This window comes from Parafrankia irregularis (genome assembly GCF_001536285.1).
Taxonomy (GTDB): domain Bacteria; phylum Actinomycetota; class Actinomycetes; order Frankiales; family Frankiaceae; genus Parafrankia; species Parafrankia irregularis.
In genome coordinates, this window is the sequence record NZ_FAOZ01000016.1 from 150,152 (window position 1) to 174,572 (window position 24,421).

3 protein-coding genes and 2 pseudogenes are annotated in these 24,421 nt (G+C 75.2%); 4 read left to right on the forward strand and 1 reads right to left on the reverse strand.

Annotated features, from left to right (window positions below):
- The first annotated feature begins 32 nt into the window (after positions 1 to 32).
- Together AWX74_RS42110 and AWX74_RS42590 are read left to right on the forward strand one after the other, a co-directional pair.
- Entirely contained in the window at positions 33 to 10,709 is a 10,677-nt protein-coding gene (locus tag AWX74_RS42110) for a type I polyketide synthase (protein WP_091280573.1), read from the forward strand.
- A gap of 329 nt (positions 10,710 to 11,038) precedes the next feature.
- Positions 11,039 to 13,498, forward strand: a pseudogene (locus AWX74_RS42590) (beta-ketoacyl synthase N-terminal-like domain-containing protein); the annotation flags it as partial.
- Between the two features lie 330 nt (positions 13,499 to 13,828).
- Here AWX74_RS42590 and AWX74_RS42595 read toward each other — a convergent pair.
- Positions 13,829 to 14,248 (reverse strand): annotated as a pseudogene (locus tag AWX74_RS42595) (hypothetical protein); the annotation flags it as partial.
- 117 nt (positions 14,249 to 14,365) lie between these two features.
- On the opposite strand from AWX74_RS42595, the gene AWX74_RS42115 reads away from it, so the two are divergent.
- Together AWX74_RS42115 and AWX74_RS22890 are read left to right on the forward strand one after the other, a co-directional pair.
- Entirely contained in the window at positions 14,366 to 21,907 is a 7,542-nt protein-coding gene (locus AWX74_RS42115) for a beta-ketoacyl synthase N-terminal-like domain-containing protein (RefSeq protein WP_397313000.1), read from the forward strand.
- Complete coding sequence (locus AWX74_RS22890) at positions 21,904 to 24,351, forward strand: acyltransferase domain-containing protein (RefSeq protein ID WP_091280579.1); 2,448 nt, start codon at positions 21,904 to 21,906, stop codon at positions 24,349 to 24,351. Before AWX74_RS42115 ends, AWX74_RS22890 begins: the two co-directional genes overlap by 4 nt.
- Positions 24,352 to 24,421: the final 70 nt, after the last annotated feature.

Sequence of the window (24,421 nt, forward strand, 5' to 3'; positions counted from 1 at the left end):
ATCCGTCGAGCACAGTGCGGTGAGGCCCCGGTATGGAAACGCAGGAGCGCACACGACTGCTGGACTACCTCCGTCGGGTGACGACGGAGCTGCACAACACCCGTGCCCGGCTGGAGCGGGCCGAGTCCGGCCTGCGGGAGCCGGTCGCCGTGGTCGGAATCGGCTGCCGCTACCCCGGTGGCGTCCGCTCCCCGCAGGACCTGTGGCGGATCGCGGCGCAGGGGCGCGACGTCGTCTCCGAGATCCCCGCCGACCGCGGCTGGGACCTGACTCAGCTCGGTTCCGCGCGGCCGGGCGGGAGCGGGAGCTGTCCGGAGACGGGCGGGTTCCTCGACGGAGTCGCCGACTTCGACGCGGAGTTCTTCGGCATCAGCCCGCGTGAGGCGGCCGCCATGGATCCCCAGCAGCGGCTGGTGCTGGAGACCGTGTGGGAGGCGGTGGAACGTGCCGGAACGGACCCGACCTCGCTGCGCGGCACGTCCACCGGGGTCGTTCTCGGCGTCATCCACCAGGGCTTCGACAGCCGGGTCACCGACGCCGGAGCCGGCGGCGAGCTGGCGGGATACGTGCTCACCGGCAGCACGCTGAGCGTCGCCTCCGGTCGGGTCGCCTACACCCTCGGTCTTGAGGGGCCGGCGATCACCGTCGACACGGCGTGCTCGTCCTCGCTGGTGGCCCTGCACCTGGCCTGCCAGTCACTGCGGCGCGGTGAGAGCGACCTGATGCTGGCCGGTGGGGCGCTGGTGATGGCGACGCCGACCTCGTTCGTGGAGTTCAGCCGGCAGCAGGCACTGTCGCCCGACGGCCGCTGCCGCGCGTTCGGCGCCGCGGCCGACGGGTTCGGGCTCGGTGAGGGTGTCGGCGTCCTGGTTCTGGAGCGGTTGTCGGACGCACGCCGCAACAACCATCAGGTGCTGGCGCTCATCCGGGGCAGCGCGGTCAACCAGGACGGCGCGAGCAACGGCCTGACCGCGCCGAGCGCCCCGGCCCAGGAACGGGTGATCCGCCAGGCCCTGGCGGACGCCGGGCTGAGCCCCGGTGACGTCGACGCCGTCGAGGCGCACGGAACCGGCACGGCGCTCGGCGATCCGATCGAGGCCCAGGCGCTGCTGGCTGCCTACGGCCGGGACCGGCCGGCCGACCAGCCGCTCTGGCTTGGCTCACTCAAGTCGAACATCGGGCACGCGCAGGCGGCCGCGGGGGTCGCCGGCGTCATAAAGATGATCATGTCGATGCGGTCGGGGGTGTTGGCGCCGACCCTGCACGCCGACCCGCCGAGCCCGCACATCGACTGGGCCAGCGGTCCGCTGGCTCTGCTCACCGACAGCACGCCCTGGCCACGGCGCCCCGACCAGCCCAGGCGGGCCGGAGTGTCCTCCTTCGGGATCAGCGGCACCAACGCCCACCTGATTCTGGAACAGGCACCCGAGCCGGAGCCGGTGATCACCGGCGAGGCACCCGTGCCCGGCGACGCACCCGTGCCCGGCGGCATGCCCGCGCCCGGGGTCGTTCCCTGGCTGCTGTCGGCACGCTCGCCGGCGGCCCTGCGTGACCAGGCCGCCCGGCTCGCCGACCACCTGGACACCGGTGTGGGGGCGTCGGCCAGCCCGGGCGCGATCGCGCACGCACTGGCCGTCAGCCGCGCGCCGCTGGAGCATCGCGCGGTCGTGCTCGGCCGGGACGCGACCGAGCTCCGCGAGGGCCTCGACGCGCTCGCCGCGGGTCACCCCGCACCCGGCCTCGTGACGGGCCCGGCGGGGACGGGAACCGGTACGGGGGCGACCAGCCTGGCCGGCTCCGGCGGGGCGGCGGGTGTGGTGACGTCCCGGGCCGGCACGGTGTTCGTCTTCCCCGGGCAGGGGACACAGTGGGCCGGCATGGCCGGCGGGCTGCTCGGCGTCTCGGAACCGTTCACCCGGCGGATCGAGCAGTGCGCCGCCGCACTCGCGCCGCACACCGGATGGGAGCTGCTCGACGTCCTGCGCGGCCGGCCGCAGGCGCCCGACCTGGATCGGGTGGACGTCGTCCAGCCCGCTCTGTTCGCGGTCATGGTCGCCCTCGCCGAGGTGTGGCGGGCCCACGGGGTCACACCGGACGCCGTCGTCGGCCACAGCCAGGGCGAGATCGCCGCCGCCTGTGTCGCGGGGGTCCTCAGCCTGGAGGACGCGGCGCGGGTGGTGGCGTGCCGGGCCCGCGCGTTGTCGGCGCTGTCCGGGCAGGGTGGCATGCTCTCGATCGCCGCGCCGCGCGAGGACGTCGAACGCCTCCTCGCGCCCTGGGCGGACGAGCTGGCGGTGGCGGCCGTCAACGGGCCCGCGGCCACCGTCGTGTCGGGCGGGTCCGAGGCGCTCGCACGGCTGGCCGCCGCCTGCGACGGGCGGGACGTCCGCAACCGCCTGCTGCCCGTGGACTACGCCTCGCATTCGCCGCAGGTCGAGCGGATCCGCGCGCGGCTGCTCACCGACCTGGCGGGGCTTCGCCCGCAGTCGGGCGAGATCCCCGTCTACTCCACGGTCACGGGCCAGCCGTGCGACGGGACGGAGATGGACGCCGGGTACTGGTTCCGCAACCTGCGCGGCCTGGTCGACCTGCACGGGGCGACCAGGCGGCTGCTTGCCGACGGCCACGACGTGTTCGTCGAGGTGAGCCCGCATCCGGTGCTCACCGCCGGGCTCGCGGCGACGGGCGAGGCCGAGGGCTACCAGGACCAGGTGGTGCTGGCCACCCTGTGGCGGGACGACGGCGGGCCGCACCGCCTGGCGCGCTCCCTGGCCGAGGCGCATGTCAGCGGCGTCCCGGTGAGCTGGCCGCCGTTCGTTCCCGCGGGTGCCGAGCCGCCGGTCGAGCTGCCGACCTACGCCTTCCAACACCGCCGCTACTGGCCTGCGCCGCAGGCGCGCCGGACGGTTCCCGACCCGGCCGGGCCGTCGCGGGCACCCCGGTCCCGGCGGGACGACGTGTTCTGGTCGGTGGTCGAGTCCGGCGACACCGAGGCCTTCGCCGAGCTGCTCGGCGAGGAGGAACCGGGCGCGCTCGAGCTGCCCGGCGGCGCCGGTGCGGTCGACGAGGCCGGGTCGCAGCGCCTCGCGGAGACCCTTGCCGCGATCGCCGGCTGGCGGCGGCGCGCCGACGATCGCGCCGTCGTCGACGGCTGGCGCTACCGCGTCGTCTGGGAATCGCACACCGTTCCCACCGCCCCGCCGCCCACCGCCCCGCTCCGCGCGGGCCGTCGGACGGGCGGCGGAACCTGGCTGCTGGTGACTGACACGGCCGGCGTGGCCGACACGGCCGGCCTGAACGGTGCGGCCGGCCTGGACGGTGGCGACGGTGCGGACGGCGGCTCGTTGGCCGGCTGGTGCGAACGCGCGCTGGCCGGCGCGGGCGCCGAGGTGGTGAGGCTGCCGGTGGCGGTCCGATCCGCCGACCAGCGCGACCTGGTCAGGGCGCTGGGGGAGGCCTGCGCCGCCGCGCCGGTCGGGGTCGTGTCACTGCTGGCGGCCGACCCGGCGCCGGTGCCGGTCAACGGGGTGCCCGACGGCCTCGGCGCCACGTCGTCGCTCGTCCGGGCGCTGGGCGAGCTGGGCTGGGCGGCACCGCTGTGGTGCCTGACCCGGGGAGCGGTCACCACCGGGCGCCTGGACCGTCCCGCGGACCCGGCCCAGGCGACGATCTGGGGCTTCGGACGCGTGGTGGCCCTTGAGCAGCCGCGCCGCTGGGGTGGCCTGGTCGACCTGCCCGAGGTGCCGGACGAGCGCACCGCGGCCCAGCTCCGCGCCGTCCTGGCGGCTGCCGCCGCTGTTCGTGCCGGCGATGGTGCCGACGGCGACGCCGACGGTGCCGGCGGGCGGTACGAGGACCAGGTGGCGCTGCGTCCGTCCGGCGTGCTGGTGCGTCGCCTGGTGCGCCACCCGGCACGGGGCGGGTGGCGCCCGGGCCCGCCACCGGAATGCGCCCTCGTCACCGGCGGCACCGGCGCGCTCGGCCGCCGGGTCGCCGAGCACCTGGCCCGGCGCGGGGTGCGGCGCCTGGTGCTGGCCAGCCGGGCCGGAACGGCGGCGGCCGGAACAGGGGACCTGGTCGAGCGGCTGCGGGGGCTGGGCGCCGAGGCGCGTGTCGTTGCCGTGGACCTGCGGGACCGCGCCGCGGTCACCCGCCTGCTGGAACAGGCCGGACCCGTCGACGCGGTCTACCACACCGCCGGTGCGGCGGAGGCCACCGAGGTCGGGCAGCTGGGACCGCACGACCTGGCGCACGCCGGCGCGGCCAAGCTGGGCGGCGCGGTGGCGCTGGACGACCTGTTCGGCGCCGACAGCGGCCTGACGGAGTTCGTCCTGTTCTCCTCGGGTGCCGGCATCTGGGGGTCCGGGGGCCAGGCCGCCTACGCGGCCGCGAACGCGGGCCTTGACGCGCTCGCCGCGAATCGCAGGGCCCGCGGGCTGCCCGCCACCTCCGTCGCCTGGGGGCTGTGGGACGAGGAGGGCATGGGCGGCGGCGAGACGGGCCGCTGGCTGCGCCGGCACGGCATGGTCGCGATGGACCCGGCGCGGGCCCTGCTGGCACTGGACGCGGCCCTGAACGACACGTGCCCGGACCTCGTCGTCGCCGACATCGACTGGAGCGCCTTCACCGCCGGCTTCACCGCCACCCGGCAGAGCACCCTGCTGGCCGCGATCGAGGCCGAGCTGGCGACCGGCGAGCAGGACGTCCCGCACATCGCCGACGGTCACGGCGGTGGTGTCAGCGGGCACGGCGTCAGCGGCCGGGACGGCGCCGGCGCCGGCGCCGGCGCGCTGGCAGCGCGGCTGGCGGCCCTGCCGGTCGGTGAGCGGGAGCCGGAGGTCCTCGATCTCGTCCGTGCCCTGGTGGCCGACGTGCTCGGGCATCGCGCCGCGGAGGCCGTGCCGGCGGCCAGAGCGCTGCGGGAGACAGGCGTCGACTCGCTGACCGCCGTGGAGATCCGCAACCGGCTGGCGGCGGCGACCGGGCTGCGCCTGCCGACGACGCTCGTCTTCGATCACCCCACGCCACGAGCACTCGCGGCGCACCTGACCGCACTCGTGACCGGCGGCCCGTCCGTGTCCGGCGGCCTGCCTGTGGACGGCGCGACCGGGTCATCGGTGGACGTCCCGCCCGGTCGCGGCGGGGACGGTGGGGACGCCGGGGATGAGCCGATCGCCATCGTGGCCATGGGGTGCCGCTTCCCGGGCGAGGTGGAAACCCCGGACGCCCTGTGGGAGCTGATCACGTCGGGTCGGGATCCGATGACGGAGGTGCCGGCCGACCGTGGCTGGGACTCGGCGCTGGCGGAGCTCCGGGCGCTCCGGCCGGACGCGGATGCCGTGATGGGCGGCTTCCTCGCGGGGGCGGGCGACTTCGACGCGGCCTTCTTCGGGATCAGCCCGCGCGAGGCCGCGACCATCGACCCACAGCAGCGCCTTCTGCTGGAGACGTCGTGGGAGGCGGTCGAACGCGCCGGTGTCGATCCGTCCTCGCTGCGCGGAACCCCCACCGGCGTGTTCGTCGGACTGGTCTCCCAGGACTACGGCGAGCGGCTGGCCGACGCCGCTGAGGAGTACCAGGGATATCGGCTGACCAGCGGCTCACCGGCGGTCGCCGCCGGGCGGGTGGCCTACTGCCTCGGCCTGGCCGGTCCGGCGATGACGATCGACACCGCGTGTTCGTCCTCGCTGGTCGCGCTGCATCTGGCCTGTCAGTCGCTGCGCCGCGCCGAGTGCACGCTGGCGCTGGCCGGCGGGGCGACTGTCATGGCCACGCCGACCCCGTTCGTCGAGTTCGCCCGGCAGGGCGGGCTGTCCTCGGACGGGCGCTGTCACGCGTTCGCCGCCTCCGCGGACGGCACCGGCTGGGGCGAGGGCGTCGGCATGGTGCTGCTCGAACGGCTGTCCGACGCGGTGGCACACGGGCATCCGGTACTCGCGGTCATCCGCGGCTCGGCAGTCAACCAGGACGGCGCCAGCAACGGCCTGACCGCGCCGCACGGACCGTCGCAGGAAGGGGTGATCCGAGCCGCACTGGCCGACGCCCGGCTTGGCCCAACCGACGTGGACGTGGTCGAGGCGCACGGGACCGCCACCACCCTCGGGGACCCGATCGAGGCGCACGCCCTGCTGGCCACCTACGGCCAGGGCCGACCGCCCGGGCATCCGCTGTGGCTGGGAACGCTCAAGTCGAACATCGGGCACACCCAGGCCGCGGCCGGTGTGGCCGGGGTGATCAAAATGGTGCTCTCGCTGGGGCGGGACGTGCTGCCGGCGACCTGCCACGTGGATGCCGAGACCCCCCATGTCGACTGGTCGGCCGGCGACGTGCGGCTGCTCACGGGCCCGGTGCCCTGGCCGGCCCACGACCGGCCCCGCCGCGCGGGTGTCTCCGCGTTCGGGATCAGCGGCACGAACGCCCACGTCATCCTCGAACAGGCCCCGGCGATAGCGGAACACGCGCCCTCGCTCCCGGAACTCGCACCTTCGCTCCTGGAACAGGCGCCGTCGATCCCGGAACAGGCGCCGGCCGGACCGGGCCGGCCGGTGGTCGTCCCGCTGTCCGGCCGGGGAGCCGCCGCGCTCCGTGCCCAGGCCGAGAGGCTGGGTGCGCACCTGGCCGACCGGGTCGACGGCCCGGCGCTCGCCGACGTGGCGCACACCCTGGCGGCGGGCCGTGCCCAGCTGTCCCACCGGGCCGCCGTGGTGGCCGAGAACCACGAGCGGCTGCTGGCCGGGCTCGCCGCCGTGGCGGCCGGCGGACCACCGCCGGTCGGTGCGGCCGGAGTCGCCCGCACCGAGCCGGTGGTCGCCTTCCTGTTCACCGGCCAGGGCAGCCAGCGTGCCGGCGCGGGCGGTGGGCTGTACGCCACCGAGCCCGTCTTCGCCCAGGCGCTGGACCGGGTCTGTGCGGCCTTCGCCCCGCACCTGGACCATCCCCTGCACGACGTCCTGCTCGCAGCGCCGGATTCGTCCGCGGCCGCCGCGCTGGAGCGCACCGAGTACGCGCAGCCGGCGCTGTTCGCGCTGGAGGTGGCGTTGCACGACCTGATGACGTCCCGCGGCGTGCGGCCCCGCCACCTCATCGGCCACTCCGTCGGCGAGCTGACGGCCGCCCATGTGGCCGGAATGCTGTCGCTGCCGGACGCGGCCCGCCTGGTCGCGGCGCGGGGACGGCTCATGCAGGCGCTGCCGGCGACGGGCGCGATGGCCGCGATCGAGGCGTCGGAGGACGAGATCGGCCTGGAGCTGGCGGGCCGGGAGCACCAGGTGGCCCTCGCCGCGGTGAACGGGCCGTCGGCCGTCGTGGTCTCGGGTGACGCGGACGCCGTGGCCGAGATCGTGGCCGGATGGGCGGCCCGGGGGCGCCGAACCCGCCGGCTCGCGGTCAGCCACGCCTTCCATTCCCCGCACATGGACGGGATGCTCACCGCGTTCACCCGCGTCGCCGCGGAATGCACCTGGTCCCCGCCTCGGGTGCCGATCGTCTCGGGGGTGACCGGCGCCCCGCTGGAGGCTGTTCCTCCGCCCGAGTACTGGGCGCGGCACGCCCGGGCGGCGGTCCGTTTCGGCGACGGTGTCCGATGGCTCGCCGAGCGCGGTGTCACCGCCTATGTCGAGCTGGGGCCGGACGGGGTTCTCACCTCGATGGTCGACTCGTGTCTGGACGCCCTCGAGAGTGATCCCGGCGGCACCGGTGCGTCGGGCCGCGGCGCCGCCCCGCTCGGTTCCGCGGCACCGTTGCGCCTCTCGGCGCTGCGCCCGCCCTGGCCCGAGCCTCGGGCGCTGGCGGCGACCCTCGCCGCGCTGCATGTGCACGGGGTACCGGTCGAGCTGAGCGACGTTCTGGCCGCCGGGCGGCGGCCGGTGGAGCTGCCCACCTACCCGTTCCAGCGCCAGCGTCACTGGCTGCCCGCCGGTGGTCGGCCCGGCCCTCGCGGGCTGCGCGCGGGTGGGCGGGAGAGTGCCTTGACCGTGGGGTCGGATGCCGGCGGCGCGCGGCGGCTCGACCATCCCGTGCTCGAGACCGCGACCCTCATCGGCGCGTCCGGCGGCTGGCTGTTCACCGGCCGGTACTCGCTGGCCGAGCATCCGTGGCTGGCTGACCACGCCGTGCGGGGCACCATCGTGGTGCCCGGACTCGCGTTCGTCGAGCTGGTACTGCGGGCCGGCCGGGAGGTCGGCGCCGGCGGGGTCGAGGAGCTGACCTTCCAGAACCCGGTGGTGCTCGGGGACGTCCAGGCGGTGCGGGTCCAGGTCTGGATCGATCCGCCGGACGCCCACGGCCGGCGCGGGGTGCGGGTGCACACCCGCCCCGACCCGGCGGGCGCCGAGGCCGAGATCTGGACGCCCAACGCGGTCGGCGTCCTCGCCTCCGCGGCGGGCGCGGACGGCTGGCCGGCCGTGCGAGACGACGGGGAGGCCTCCGGGGAGGCGTCCTGGCCGCCGCCGGGGGCCAGGCCCGTCGACGTGGACCAGCTGTACGGCCGGCTGCGTGAGCGCGGGTACACCTTCGGCCCGGCCTTCCGCAGCATGCGCGCGGCCTGGCAGCGCGGCGACGAGTGGTTCACCGAGGTGCGGCTGCCCGACGAGCACGGCCCGACGGCGGACCGCTACGACATCCACCCGGCTCTGCTGGACTCCTCGGGCCATGTCCAGCTCGAGGCGTTCGGTGCCGGTGCCGGTGCCGGTGGTGCTGGTGCCGGCGGCGGTGGCGGTGGCGCCGGCGGAGCGTCGGGCGACGCGGTCCCGGTCCTGTTCGCGGTGGCCGGCGTGCGGGTGCGAACCGTCGGTGTGCCGCTCCTGCGGGCCCGGCTGACCGCGGCCGGTGCCGACGGCATCCGCATGGAGCTGGCCGACAGCGCCGGGCGCCCGGCCGCGCTCGTGACGTCCCTGACGGTCCGGGCGATCCGCCCGGACGCCCTGCGCGGCGCGGCCGGTCCGCTGCACGCACTCGACTGGGATCCCGTCGATGGGGCGCCCACGCCGGGCGCGGTGGTGGCGCCCGCCGTGGCGTTCGCCCCCGACACGGGCACGTTCGCCGACGATCCGGAACTGCTGCGGGCGGCGGGCCATCGGCTCGCCGGCTGGGCGTGGGACAGGGCCCGCCGGTGGTTGGACGACGAGCGGCACGAGGGTTCCCGGCTGGCGATCGTGACCTCACGGGCGTGCGCCGTCGCCGTCGGCGATGATCCTCCCGACCCCGCCCAGGCCGTGGTCTGGGGTTTCCTGCGCGCCGTCCAGCTGGAGCATCCAGACCGGTTCGTCCTCGTCGATCTCGATGGGGACCCGGCCAGCCGGGCGCTGCTGCCGGATGCCCTGGCCTCGGGCGAGCCGCAGCTCGCGGTCCGTGCGGGCCGAATGCTGGCACCGCGGCTGGCGCCCGTCCCCGGTGCCGAGGTGGGCCCGGCGCCGGCGCTGGCCCCCCAGGGCACGGTCCTGATCACCGGGGGGACCGGTGCGCTCGGGGCCGCGCTGGCACGGCACCTGGTCATCCGCCACGGGGTCCGGCATCTGCTGCTGGTCAGCCGGCGGGCGGACCGCGCGCCAGGCGTCGAGGCCCTGCGGGCCGAGCTCGCCGGCCTCGGCGCCACGGCACGGCTGGTCGGCTGTGATGTCACGGACCGTCAGCAGCTCGCGGCCGTGCTCGCCACCGTCGACCCGGCGCACCCGCTCACCGGTGTGGTGCACGCCGCCGGAGTCGTGGACGACGCGCTGCTCACCGGCCTGACCGCCGACCAGCTGCGCAGGGTGCTGGCGGTCAAGGCCGACGCGGCCGTCCACCTCGACGAGCTGACCCGCGGCGTCGAGCTGGCCGAGTTCACCCTGTTCTCGTCGGCGGCGGCGACCATCGGCAGCCCCGGTCAGGCGGCCTACGGCGCGGCCAACGCGTTCCTCGACGCCCTGGCCGCGCGGCGCCGGGCCGCGGGCCGACCGGTCCGGTCACTGGCCTGGGGTCCCTGGGCGGCGGCCGGGATGGCGGGTGCCCTCGCCGAGAGCGACCTGAGGCGGATGCGGCGCCTGGGGGCGGCACCGCTGCGCACGGACGAGGGTCTGGCCCTGTACGACCTGGCCCGACGGGTCGACCGGGCCGTGGTGGTGCCGATCCGCCTCGACGACACGGCGCTCATCGGTCCGCTCGGCCGGCCGGCGGTGCTGCGGGGCCGGCCGTCCCGCGCGGTCACGCCGGTACCCGCACGGGTGGGCGACGGCCCCGGCCCGACCTCCCACACCGTGCCCTCCCCGCGGTCCGGCGCGGCGCCCCGCCCGGTGCCGGGCGTGCCGTCCGACACCGTGCCGTCCGACATCGTGGCGGGCCCCATGGCCGGTGCCGGGACCGACGGCTCGGCGGGGGCGGGCGGCGGACAGGCCGCGGCCGGGTTCGGGCGCCTTGCCACGCTCTCGCCGGCGCAGCGCCTCGCCGCCGCGACCGACCTGGTGCGCGGCACGGTCGCCGCTGTTCTCGGACATGACTCCAGCGGCGCGGTCGACCCCGACGCACCGCTGCTGGAACTGGGCCTCACCTCCCTGATGGCGGTGGAGCTGCGCAACCACCTCACCGCCGTCACCGGGCTGCGGCTGCCCGCGACGCTCGTCTTCGAGTGCCCCACCGCCGACGCGTTGGCCCGCCGCCTGATCGCGGACCTTCCGACCGTCGATCCTCCCGCCGTCGCGGGGGAGTCGCCTCAACTTCAGCTGGAGCCGCTGTGATGCCAGAAGCACCAGCCCGGACGGACGCGCCAGCCGGGACGGATACCGGTGCGGCGGCGGGCCCCTCCGCCGTGACGCCGGGGATCGCCGACGTCCAGACGCTGCTCCGGGCGGGCGACCCGGTGCTGCGTGACCATCGGCGCCACGGTGTCCCGACGCTGGCCGCCGCCGCCTACCTGGACGCGATCTACCGCTCGGCGCTTGCCAGCGGGCGGCGGACGGCGCAGGTCGAGCTGCGGGACGTCCGGTTCGCCGAACTGCTGTCCGGGACGGACGACATGGACCACCGGCTGCTGCTGCGCTGCCGCCCGGACGGCGGTGGGCAGCGGATGCGGATCACGAGCCGGGCTGATGCCGCGCCAGGCGGTGCCGCGCCAGGCGGTGCGGTGCCGGGCGGTGCGGTGCCGGGCGGTGCGGTGCCGGGCGGTGCCGAGACGCTGCGGGTGGTCTGCGCCGTGCTACCGGCCGATTCCGGCGCGCGGCCGGGGCCGCTGGCGCTCGACGAGGTCCGCCGGGCGCTGGCCGGCGCCGACAGCGTCGCCCTCGACACCGTCTACGACCGGCTCGCGGGCGCCGGCGTCGACTACGAGGGCTTCATGCGGGCGGGCGGGGCCTGTGCGTGGGTCGGCGAACGGGTGCTGGCCGAGGTCCGGCTCGGCGCGGCCGCGCTGGGCCGTTCGGACGGGTTCCTGCTGCATCCGGCCCTGCTGGAGGCGGCCATCGCGGTCACCTTCGCCGGTTCCGCCGGGTTCGGCGAGCCCGCTGCGACCGCCGCTGGCGGCGGGGTCCAGCCCGGTCTGACGCGGCTCGCCGGCATCGACCGGGTGCGGATCTGGGTGGCGGCCGGCGCGGACCGCCCGGACGCCCTCACCACGCTGTACGTCGACGCCCGTCCCGCCGGTGGCCGTGGTGGGCAGGCCCGGCTGACCCTCTACGACACGGCCGGGACACCCGTCGCCAGCGTGGAAGGCCTCGCGTTCGGCTCCCCGGACGGTTGCGCCCACCTGGCCGGGGCACCGGAGCGCAACGGGACGGCGCCCCGGCGTGATCCGTCCGATCAGGGCGGGGCGTGGCGCGCTCAGCCGCCGCAGTGGCCGAGTCAGCCCAGCCAGCCGGGCCCGACCGGGTCGGGCTGGCAGCAGGCCCCGTCGGAGCGGCCCGGGCGGGCTCGTGCGGGCGGGTTCGAGATCGCCGTCGTCGGAATGAGCGGCCGATACCCGGACGCGGCTGACCTGGACGAGTTCTGGCGCAACCTCGAACGCGGCCACCATGCCAGCGGTGCGGTGCCGCCATCCCGATGGCGCGTCGGCGACTACCCGACCGCCGTCGCCGGATCGTCACCACACGGCGCCGGGGCGTTCCTCACCGACGCCGAGGCCTTCGACCCGCGGTTCTTCCGCATCCCCCCGAGCACGGCGACCGCCATGGACCCGCAGGAACGCCTGTTCCTGCAGACCGCCTACGCCGCCGTGGAGCACGCCGGGCACGTGCCCGCCGACCTCGCCGCCCCGCGCGGCACCACCGGGGTGTTCGTCGGCGCGAGCTGGACGGACTACCGGCTGCGCGGCGTCGAGGCGACCCTGCGCGGCGCTCCCCAGACGGTCACCTCGGGACTGTCGTCCATCGCCAACCGTGTCTCCTACGCCCTCGGCCTCACCGGGCCGAGCCTGACGGTCGACACGGCCTGCTCGTCCTCGCTGGCCGCACTGCACCTGGCCTGCCAGGCACTCCTGCTCGGGGAGTGCGACGCCGCCCTGGTCGGCGGGGTGAACCTCGTGCTGCACCCGGACAAGTTCGCCCTGCTCGAGCGGATGAACCTGCCCTCCTCGGACGGCAGGTGCCGCTCGTTCGGCGCCGGTGGCGACGGCTACCAGCCTGGTGAGGGGGTCGGCGCGCTGCTGCTGCGTCCGCTGTCCGCGGCGCTCGCGGACCGCGACACCGTCTACGGGATCATCCGCGGAACCGCGGTCGGCCACGGCGGCACCGGCGCCGGCTACCTCGTGCCGCAGCCGGCCGCGCAGGCCGACGTCATCCGCCGGGCGTGGGAGCGGGCCGAGGTGGATCCGGCCACCGCCGGGTACGTCGAGGCGCACGGCACCGGCACCGCGCTGGGTGACCCGGTCGAGGTCGCCGGCCTGCGCCTGGTGCTCGACGCGGCCGGTCCCCGGGCGGCACCGTGCGCTCTCGGCTCGGTGAAGTCGAACATCGGCCACCTTGAGCCCGCTGCCGGGATGGCGGCCCTGACGAAGACCCTCCTGCAGCTGCGCCACGGCGTGATCGTGCCGTCGTTGCACTCGGACGTGCTGAACCCGGACATGGACCTCGGCACGGTGCTGGAGGTCCCCCAACAGCGCCTGGCCTGGCCGCGCCTTCGTGACGCGGACGGCGAGCTGCCCCGCCGGGCCGGGGTGAGCTCCTTCGGAGCGGGTGGCACGAACGCGCACGCCGTGCTGGAGGAGTACCCGGAGCGACCGGATCCCGGTGCTCCGACCGTGCTGCCCGGTGGCACCGCGTCTGATGCGGCCGCATCTGGTGTGGCGGGGCCTGGTGTGGCGGGGCCGGGTGTGGCCGGGCCGGCGGGCCCGGAGGTCGTCGTGCTTTCCGCCGCCACCGAGGAGCGGCTGCGGGTGCACGCCGCCCGTATCGCCGATCATCTCCGGCAGGTGGCGGCGGGATCCGTGCCCTTCGCTGATCTCGCCCGCACCCTGCAGGTCGGACGTCCCGCGTTGCCCGCCCGGCTGGCCCTTGTCGCGTCCGGGCCGGCCGAGGCGGCCGAGCGGCTGTCCGCCTTCCTCGCGGGCGCGGATGGCGCGGGTGGAGCGGGCGATGGGGGCGAGGTGTTCACCGGCCGAGCGGGTGAGCCCACCGCCGATGGCGGCGAAACGGACGTGATCGCCGACAGCTACCGCCGCGGCGACCTGACGGACGTCGCGCGGCGCTGGGCCGGCGGGGGCACCGTCGACTGGGCGGCGGTCAACGGCGGGCCGGGTCGGCGCCGCGCGCTGCCCGGCTACCCGTTCGAGACCTCTCGGTTCTGGATCGACCTCGGTGCGCGCACCGGCCCCCCTGACCCGCCCGTGCTGGAGCACAGCGCCCCGGAGAACAACGCCCCGGAGAACAACGCCCCGGAGAACAACGCCCCGGAGAACAGCACCCCGGAGAACAGCGTGCCGGAGCACGCGCCGGAGCAAAGGAGGAGACCCGCGGTGATGACGTTCCTCGACGCCGCCTGTGAGCCGTTCGAGGCCGGCCTCGCGCCCGTGGCGGAGGAGCTGGAAGCGGCCTATCCGATGCTCGGCGCCCACGCGGCCGGCGCCGTACTCCGTCGGCTGCGGGGCATGGGCCTGCCCGCCGACGGCGCGACCGCGCCTGAGCTGCGCCGGCTGCTCGGCGTCACGGACCGGTTCGAGCGGTTCCTGGACGTCTGCCTGCGGGTGCTGCGCCGGCACGGCCTGTTGTACGAGCGCGACGGTCTGCTTCATCCCGCCGGGCCGGCCGACGACGTCGACCTCCGGCGAGCCGAGCTGATGGCGCGCCATCCCCAGGTAGCCCCGTTCCTCCGGCTGCTCGACGTCTGCCTCGACGCCTACCCCGACGTCCTGCGCGGGATCCGGCCGGCCACCGAGGTGCTGTTCCCCGGCGCCAGCATGGATCTGATGGCGGGGATCTACCGCGGCAACCGGGTCTACGACTTCTACAGCTCCCTGGTGGCCCGGTTCGTCGCCGCCGCGGCCCGCGCCAGGACGGCGGATTCCGGGCCAGTGGCCGGCTCCGGTTCCGGGGGCCGTCGACTCGTGCGCATCCTGGAGATCGGCGCGGGCACCGGCGGAACCTCGCATCAGGTGCTGGCCGCGCTGGCGCCGCTCGCCGCCTCCGGCGTGGAGCTGGAGTACCACTACACCGACATCGGTGGCAGCTTCGTCGCGCACGGCCGGCGAACCTTCGGCGCTGAGCACCCCTTCGCCCGGTTCCGCGTCCTGGACATCGAGAACGACCCGGCCGCCCAGGGCTTCGAGCTCGGTGGCTTCGACGTCGTGCTGGCGGTCGGAGCCCTGCACGCGGTCGCCGACATCGACGCGGCGATGCGCCGGGTCCGTGCGCTGCTCGCCGACGACGGCCTGCTCGTTCTCGGCGAGGCGGTCGAGAACCACGACATCATGGCCTGCACCATCGGCCTGTTGGACGGCTGGCATCTGTACCGGGACCCCCAGCACCGGCTGCCCGACTCGCCGCTGCTCTCCGTCGACGGCTGGCGGGCGAGCGCGCTGCGCACCGGGTTCGGTGAGCTCCGCGCCTACGGCGAGGGGCTCACCGCCGATCCGTCCAGCAGCCATCGTCTTCTCGTCATACCGGCCGGCGAGGTGACCGGGCGGGCCCCGTCGCCGGGGCGCGGAGCGCGGGATGTTCAGGCACAGCCGGACTCCGACGCCGTGGAGCGGGCGGTCGCCGAGATCGTCGCGGACGAGCTCGGCGTGCCGGTGACCGAGGTGCGCCCGACCGCGTCGTTCGCCGAGTACGGGGTGGACTCGATCCTCGCGGTGCGGATCGTCGAGCGGATCAATTCCAGCCTGGCCGTCGACATCAACGCCACGGTCATCTTCGACCATCCGTCGGTGCGTGCCCTGGCGGCGTTCGCGCTCGCCCAGGGGGGACGTCCCGAGCCCGCGGCCGCCGAGCCCGTCACGGCTCGTCCCGCGCCCCCGCCCGTTCCGGCGTTCCCGCCGGTTCCCCCCCCCCCTCCGGTTCCAGAGCCCCCGCCGGTTGCAACGCACCCGACCACCGCGGTTCCCGCGCCATCGCCGGCAGCGGCGGCCGGACCGCGCGCCTCGGTGGCGGCGTCCGGCACGTCGGTGGCGGCGGGCCGCGGTGGTGACACGGACGTCGTCGACATCGCGGTGATCGGCCTGTCGGCGCGGTACCCGGGCGCGGCCGACTACCGCGAGTTCTGGCGGAACCTGGTCACCGGCCACGACGCGATCACCGAGATCCCGCCCGGCCGCTGGAACCTCGCCGACCATTTCCAGCCGTGGCCGCCGGCGCCGGGCCGGACCTACTCGCGCTGGGGCGGCCAGATAGCCGACGTCGACCGGTTCGACCCGCTGTTCTTCGGGATCGTCCCCGCCGAGGCCGAGCTCATGGACCCGCAGCAGCGGGTGTTCCTGCAGGAGAGCTGGAACGCGATCGAGGACGCCGGCCTGGACGCCCGTCAGCTTCGCCGGTCGCGGACCGGGGTGTTCGTCGGAGCTCCGCCGTCCGACTACCTGCAGCTCATCCGCGACCGCGGCCACTTCGGCTCGCCCCACGTGTTCACCGGGAACTCGCCGGCGATCCTGCCGGCCCGGGTCGCCTACCACCTCGATCTCACCGGCCCGACCGTCGGCGTCGACACCGCCTGTTCGTCCTCGCTGGTGGCCCTGCATCAGGCGTGCCAGAGCCTGGCGGCCGGTGAGTGCGAACTCGCCCTGGCCGGCGGGGTGACGGTCTTCGCCACGATCGAGCACCACCTGCTCACCTCGTCGATCGGCATGCTGTCGCCGACCGGCCGCTGCCGACCGTTCGACACCGCCGCCGACGGCATCGTGATGAGCGAGGGCGTCGGCGTCATGGTGCTCAAGCCGCTGGCTCGGGCGCTCGCCGACGGCGATCCGATCCACGGCGTGATCAAGGGCACGGGAGTCAACCAGGACGGCCGCACCAACGGCATCACCGCGCCGAGCTCGCGGTCCCAGACCGAGCTGTTGGTCGAGGTGTACCGCCGGTTCGGGATCGATCCGGCGACCATCGGCTACGTCGAGACGCACGGCACCGGTACCCGCCTCGGCGACCCGATCGAGATCGAGGCGCTCAACGCCGCCTTCAGGACCGCTGGGGGCGGCCGGCTCGGTGGCGCCTCCGAGCCCCCGCCAGGTGTCGCGACGGTGCCGATCGGATCCGTCAAGTCGAACATCGGCCACACGTCCCACGCGGCCGGTGTGGCTGGGGTGATCAAGGTTCTGCTGGCGCTGAGCGAGCGGCGTATTCCGCCCTCGCTGCACTTCGACCAGGCCAACGAGCTGATCGACTTCTCGGCGACGCCGTTCTTCGTCAACACGGAGCTGCTGCCGTGGGAGGCGCCGCAGCCGCGCCGCGGGGTCGTCAGCTCCTTCGGCTTCAGCGGGACGAACGCGCACGTCGTCCTGGAGGAGCATCGCGAGACCCGGCCGCCGACCCGCGCGCCGTTCGCGCGGCCGTCCGACCCGGCCCTGGTCCTGCTCTCGGCGGCTACCGAGGACAGCCTCCGGGACGGTGCTCGGCAGCTGCTGCGATTCCTGGACGGAACGCCCTCGGTCGCCCTCGCGGACCTGGCCGCGACCACCCAGCTCGGGCGGGCCTCGCACGAGCACCGCCTCGCCGTCCGGGCCGGGTCCGTCGCCCGGCTGCGGGCGGAGCTCGAGCAGGCGGCGCGTGGGAGCACCGGCCCTGACAGTGTGCGGGGCCGGGTCGACCCCGACCGCCCGGTACCGCCGGCCGAGCGGCTGACCTCCGGGGCTGATCCGGCTGTCGTCGCCGCGGCCTGGACCGACGGCGCCGAATACGACTTCGCCGGGCTGTACCAGGGATCATCGCCGCGTCGGACGCACCTGCCGGGGTACGCCTTCGCCCGCGAACGGTGCTGGATTCCGTCCGCCGACGACCCGAATCATCCGGCACCGGGCCTGCGGCCCCAGCCGGCGGAGCCGGCACCCGGGCCGGTACCGGCAGCAGCCTCGGCGCCGGTGGGCGGGGTGCCGTCCGAGCTGGTCTGGCCGGCGGTGCTGGATCTGGCCGGGACCGAGCTGGGGCTTGCCGGTGACCAGCTCGACCGGGAGGCCTCGTCGGCGGATCTCGGGTTCGACGGCCCCGGCCGGGCCCGGCTCGCCGGCCGCCTCGGCGAGGCACTGGGGCTGGATCTCCCGCCCGGTGTGCTCACCGTGCGGACGTCGCTGCGCCAGCTGGTGGACACCGTCGTGTCCGGCGAGTGGAACCGCACCGTTCCCGTTCCCGTTCCCGTTCCGCTTCCCGCATCCGCATCCGTGCCTGCTCCCGCAGCCGCAGCCGCAGCCGCAGCCGCCGACGTTCCGGCGTCCATGCGCGGGCCTGTGCCGCCGCGGGACCTCACCGCGCTCGCCGAGCGGTTCCTGCTCGACATGCTGGCAGCCGAGGCCCGCATTCCCGCCGATCGAATCCGGCCGAAGGCTCCCCTGCAGGACTACGGCATCGAGTCGGTTCTCATCGCGCGGCTGATGTCCCGGCTGGAGGCGGTGCTCGGACCGTTGCCGTCCACCCTGTTCTTCGAGCACCAGACCATCAGCGCCCTCGCCGCCCATCTCGCGACCACTCGCGCCGACCAGCTCGTCGCGGCGTTCGTCCCACCGGAGCCGGGCCTGCCGGGCCCCGACGCCCGAGCGGGCGCCGCGCCGACCGGGAACGCTGTGCCGACCGGGACCGCTGTGGCGGCCCCGGTCATGCCGACGCCCGTCGCGACGGTGGCGCGGCGCCCGGAGCCGGTGTGGTCGGCCGTGGCGGCGCACCCCGCACGGCCGACGATCGTGGACCGGCCGGATGACATCGCCGTCGTCGGCATGGCCGGGCGTTACCCCGGCGCCGCCGACAACCAGGCGTTCTGGGCGAACCTGCTGGCCGGGCGCGACTGCATCACCGAGGTTCCACCGCAGCGCTGGGACCATTCCCGTTATCTCAGCACCAACCAGGATGAACCCGGCGCAACCTACGCCCGCTGGGGCGGGTTCCTCGACGACGTCGACCGCTTCGACGCCAGGTTCTTCGGCATCGCTCCCCGCGATGCCGACCTGATGGATCCCCAGCAACGGCTGTTTCTAGAAGTCGCCTGGGCCGCGATGGAGGACGCCGGCAGCCCGCCCGCGCGGATCCGCCGTGCCGCCCGCCGCCGCGGCCAGCGCGACGCGGCCGTCTTCGTCGGGGTCACCTACGGGGAGTACCAGGCGGTCGCGGGAGCACCCGTCGCCCCGTACTGGGCGGTGGCGAACCGGGTCTCCTACCACTGCGGATTCGACGGGCCGTCGATGGCCGTCGACACCGCCTGCTCGTCCTCGCTCACCGCGCTGCACCTGGCGTGCGAGAGCCTGCGCCGGGGCGAGAGCGCCTACGCGCTGGCCGGCGGGGTGAACGTCACGATCCATCCGGGCAAGTACCTGCTGCTGGGGTCCGGGCGATGGGCGTCGACCGACGGCCGGTGCCGCACCTTCGGCGCCGGCGGAGACGGCTACGTGCCCGGGGAGGGCGTCGTGGCACTGCTGCTTCGTCCGCTCGCCGACGCCCGCGAGGACGGGGACCGTGTCTACGGCGTGATCCGCGCCACGGCGGTCAACCAGGACGGCCGGACCAACGGGTTCACCGTGCCCAACCCGGTCGCCCAGGCGGCCCTCGTCCGCGACGCGCTGGCGAAGGCGGACGTCGACCCGCGGGCGCTCAGCTACGTGGAGGCGCACGGCACCGGCACGGCACTCGGCGATCCGATCGAGGTCAGCGCCCTGACCGCGGCCTTCCGGGACGGAACCGACGACCGCGGCTACTGCGCGATCGGCTCCGTCAAGTCCGCGATCGGTCACCTGGAGGCGGCCGCCGGTCTGGCCGGGGTGGCGAAGACGCTGCTGCAGCTGCATAACGAGACCATCGCGCCGACGCTGCACGCCGACCCGCCGAATCCCCACATCGACTTCGCCGGCAGCCCGTTCACCGTGGCGCGGGACGCACGGCCGTGGCCGCGTGCCGCCACCGGGCAGCCGCGCCTCGCCGCGGTCAGCTCGTTCGGGGCCGGCGGCTCCAACGCGCATGTCATCCTCGGCGATCCCGTGACCGGCCCCGACGGCCTCGGGAGCGGCCAGCACCCGGCCGCCGCCGGCTCGCCGTGGACGGGGCCGACGCCGGTGCTGCTGTCCGCGCGAGACCCGCAGCGGCTGCGTGAACAGGCCACGAGGCTGGCCGCGTTCCTCGGCTCCCCGGAGGGCCGGCGGCTTCCTCTCGTCGACATCGCCTGGACACTGATGGTCGGTCGGGAAGCCTTCGAGCACCGGCTGGCGCTCGTCGCGGGCACGCATCAGGAGGCGGCCGAGGTGATCGAGGCCTTCCTGGCCGGCACGCCGGACGGCCGGGTGCGCACCGGAGTCGTCGCGGCGCACGTCGACCACGGCGGCGACAGCGAGCCCGACCGGGCCTACCTTCGGTCGCTGCGGGAGGCGGGGCACACCCACCGGCTGGCCGACCTGTGGACGCAGGGCTGGGCCATCGACTGGGAGCAGATCTGGGCGCCGCTGCGAGGACGCGTCGTCAGCCTGCCGACCTACCCGTTCGCGGCCGACCGGCACTGGGTCGAGGGCGACGAGTTCCGCCGCTCCGGAACCCCGGTCCAGGCCTCAGCCCCGGCCCGGCCTCCGGCCCCGGGCCAGATCCCGGCTCCGGCCCGGATCCCGGCCCAGCCCCACTCCCAGCCCCAGGCCCAGAGTCCGATGCGTAACCCGGCCCCGCCCCTGACCGAGGCGCCGACGCCGACGCCGACGCCGACGCCGACGCCGACGCCGACGCCGACGCCGACGCCGATCGTCGGTCGTGGCGACGACGAGGTCCGGCAGGACCTGGTCGCCCAGGTCAAGGCGATCTTCGCGGACCTGACGCGCTATCCGGTCGACGAGCTCACCGAGGACACGAACTTCCTCGACTACGGCTTCGACTCGGTGGTGGTCGTCCGGATGCTCAACCGGGTGATGAAGCACTACGGCGTGCGCATACCCGGAACACTGATCGAGGAGTGCACGACCATCGGCTCCTTCGTGGACCACGTCGTCGCCGGCGGCTACATCGCCGGCAACGACGCGGGCGGGGCAGCTGCCGACGAGATGACCAGGATCCTCACCGCACCGGCGCTGCGCCCGGCGAAGGTCGTTCGGGCTGAGCCGTTTCCCGTCGAGTCGGTCTTCGTCACCGGGGTCACCGGAGTGCTCGGCGGACGGCTGCTGTACGACCTGCTCACCGAGACCTCGGCGCGGATCACCTGCCTGGTGCGCGGCCGGGACGAACAGGCCGCGCGGGAGCGCGTCCAGTACTTCCTGCAGGTCTACGACCAGGAGCAGCTGCTGGTCGACGAGTTCGCGCACCGCGTCTCGGTCGTCCTGGGCGACGTCAGCCAGGACAACCTCGGCCTGAGCGCCGCGGCCCTCGACGAGCTCGCCGCGCACGTGGACGTCACCATCCACGTGGCGGCGCGGACCACACTGGTCACCTTCTACGACTCCCTGAGCGCGGTGAACGTCGACGGTGTCCAGCGGATCATCGACTTCAGCCTGCGGACCCGGCACCGCTATCTCGTCCACGTGTCCAGCTTCAGTGCGCTGGGCGACTGGCAGCTCGACGCGAACCGGCCGTTCACCGAGGATGACCTGGAACTCGGCCAGGGCTACGACCACCTGCCGTACCAGGAGACGAAGTACCACGCGGAGAAACTGATCCGGGCTGCCTCGGAGCGGGGCCTGATGTGGAACATCTTCCGGCCGGGCAACATCATGGGCACCGGCGACACCGGGCGCTATCCGTTCAGCGAGGTGACGGTCAAGGGCGTCTACTACGACCTGATCAGGACGGCCGTCGACACCGGCTACTACCTGGACGCGTCGACGTACTGGGACATCTCGCCGGTGGACTACGTCAGCACCGGCCTGGTGCACCTGGCGCTGCGCCGGCCCAGCTACCGCGAGACCTACCACCTGACGAACCCGGACATCTGCAGTCTGGGCGAGGTCTACCGGATGATCCGCGAGCACGGGTACGACATCGCGCCGTTGAGCGTGGACGAGTACCACCGGCATGCCGTCGAGGCGCTCTTCCGACCCGGTGCCGGCACGATCGGCTCCGCGAACGGGATCGCGAAGGGTTCCGCGAACGGGACCGCCGAACCCTATGCCAGCCAGATGATCGAGATGGTGAAGTACGGCGTCGAGACCTGGGGGCCCGAGCACTACGACCGCAGCACCTACGCCGACTCCACCTACACCCGGAACCTGCTGGGCGCGGCGGGCATCAACTGCCCCACTATCGGTGACCTGGTCACCCGCTATCTGGAGCACTGCGCGGACGTCGGCTACATCCCGCCGCCGAATCGTCCCGCCCCGGCCCGTCGCCCCGCCCTGGCGGAGGAGGGGCGTTGACCGGCCAGACCTGGCCACCCCTGTCGCGGGCGGACGTCGTCGTCTTCCCCGGGCAGGGCTCGCAGCGCCAGGGCATGGGCCAGGACTTCCACCAGCGCTTTCCCGCCGCCCGGGCGGCGTTCGAGGAGGCCTCGGACGCCATCGGGATCGACATCGGCGCGATCTGCTTCACCGACGACCCGCGCCTGCATGTCACCGAGTTCACGCAGCCCTGCCTGCTCACCATGGAGATCGCCGTCTTCCGGGTGCTGGCGGCCGAGTTCGGTCTGGCCCCGCGGTTCTTCGGCGGGCACAGCCTCGGCGAGCTCACCGCGCTGGTGGCCGCGGGGGCGCTGCCGTTCGCGCCCGCCGTGCGGCTGGTACGTGCCCGGGGTGGCGCCATGCAGGAGGCGGTGCCGGCGGACCAGGGTGCGATGGCCGCGCTGATCCTCGACGACATCGCCGAGTCGGGCGCGCTCGACCTGGTGACGGCGGCCGGGGTGGAGGTCGCCAACCACAACTCGCCGAAGCAGGTGGTGATCAGCGGGCTGGCCGGCCGGGTGGCGGGCCTGCGCCCGGTGCTCGCGGACGCGCACCCGGACCTCACCTTCATCCCGCTGCGGATCAGCGTGCCGGCGCACTCCCAGCTGATGCGTCCGGCGGGGGAGCGGTTCTCGGCGCGACTGGCCGAGGTGGCCGGCGACCTCGATGCGCTGCGGGCGGCGTCGGTGGTCTCCAACGCGACCGGCGAGTTCCACGACCCCCGGCGGTTCGCCGCCGACCTCGCCCGCCAGATCACGAGCCCGGTGCGATGGCTGGACGACATGCGCACGCTGGCCGCCGCGGCCGGACCCGGCGGCCACATCGTCGAGGTCGGCCCGCGCGCGGCGTTGGCCTCGTTCTTCCGTGCCGTGGGCGTCGAGACCAGGACGATCACCACGGTCGACGAGGCCTTCGGGCTCGGCTCCGAGCCGGTCCCGCGCGGGGAGCCGGCGGCCCCGGCGGCCCAGCCCGCTCCGGTGGCTCAGCCCGGCCCGGTGGCTCAGCCCGGTTCGTTGGCCCAGGCGCTCCAGCCTGCCCCGATTGCCATGGCGGCCCCGGTGGCGCACGATCCGGAGTTCCCGGGCTCGGCGGCCTGGTGCCGCGCGCACCGGGCACGGATCGCCTATGCGGCAGGGGGCATGGGAGCCGGCGTCGGGTCGGCCCGCCTCGTGCTGCGCATGGCCGGCACCGGGCTGCTCGGCTATCTCGGAACCTCCGACGTTCCCCTGGAGCGGGTCGCGGCCGAGTTGGCACGGCTGCGGGCGGCCCTGCCCGCGCACGCGCCGTGGGGGGCGAACATCACCCGGGCACCCTGGCATCCTCGGCGCGACGAGGACCTCGTCGACCTGCTGGTGCGCGGCGAGGTGCCGGATGTGGAGGTTGCCGGCTTCACCGAGCCCACGGCGGCGCTGGTGCGGCTGCGCCTCGCCGGCCTGCGGCCCGGCCCGGACGGACGTCCCCGCCCGGCGCGGCTGATGCTGGTCAAGGTGGCACATCCGGACGCGGCGGCCCGCTTCCTGGCCCCGCCCCCACCTGCCGTCGCCGCGGACCTGCGGGCACGCGGGCTGCTCACCGCCGAGGAGGTGCGGCTGGGCGCGAACCTCCCGATGGCCGACGACCTGTGCGTCGAGCCCTGGGCAGGTGGTGGTCCTGGGCTGCTGGAGCTGCTGCCGGCTGTGCGCGCGGTGCGCGACCGGGCAGGCGCCGGCGCGGACGCCGCCGCGGGTGGCGGTGTGGATGTGCACCAGGCCGCCGGGCAGGTACGGGTGGGTGCCGCCGGGGGTCTGGGCTCCCCGCGGGCCGTCGCCGCGGCCTTCGCGCTCGGCGCCGAGTTCGTCCTGACCGGATCGGTCAACCAGTGCACCGTCGAGGCGGACACCAGTGACCTTGTGAAGGACCTCCTGGCGAGTGCGGGAGTCGCCGACTTCACCACCGCCCCCGACGTCGACTCCTTCGAGCTGGGTGGCCGGGTGCCGGTGCTGCGGCGCGGCGGCCTGTTCGCGGCGCGTGCCGACCGGCTCGACGAGCTGTATCGCCGGCATGGCGAACTGGCGGCGCTGTGCGCCGAGGACCGCCAGCGGCTGGAGAAGGATCTCTTCCGTTGCAATCTGGACGACCTCTGGCAGGAGTTGTCGGCCGATCCGGACCGCTGGTCGGCCGCCGTGCTCGCCGGCGCCCGTGAGGATGTCCGCCAGCGCATGCTGCTGGTGGTGCGCTGGTATCTCGCGGAGAGCACGCGTCGGGCCCGGGCCGGCGATCCCGCCGAGACGTTGAACTTCCAGGTCCGCGGCGGGCCGGCGCTCGGTGCGTTCAACGACGTCGTCCGCGGCACCCGACTGGCGGGCTGGCGTGACCGGCATGTGGATGAGCTCGCCGGGTTCCTGATGCGCGGCGCCGCCGAGGTGCTCGCCGGCCGCGGCTGACGGGACCGGGCGGGGCTGACGGGACCGGGGCGGGCTGTCCCGGTCCCGTCAGCTCCCGTCGGCCTCGCGG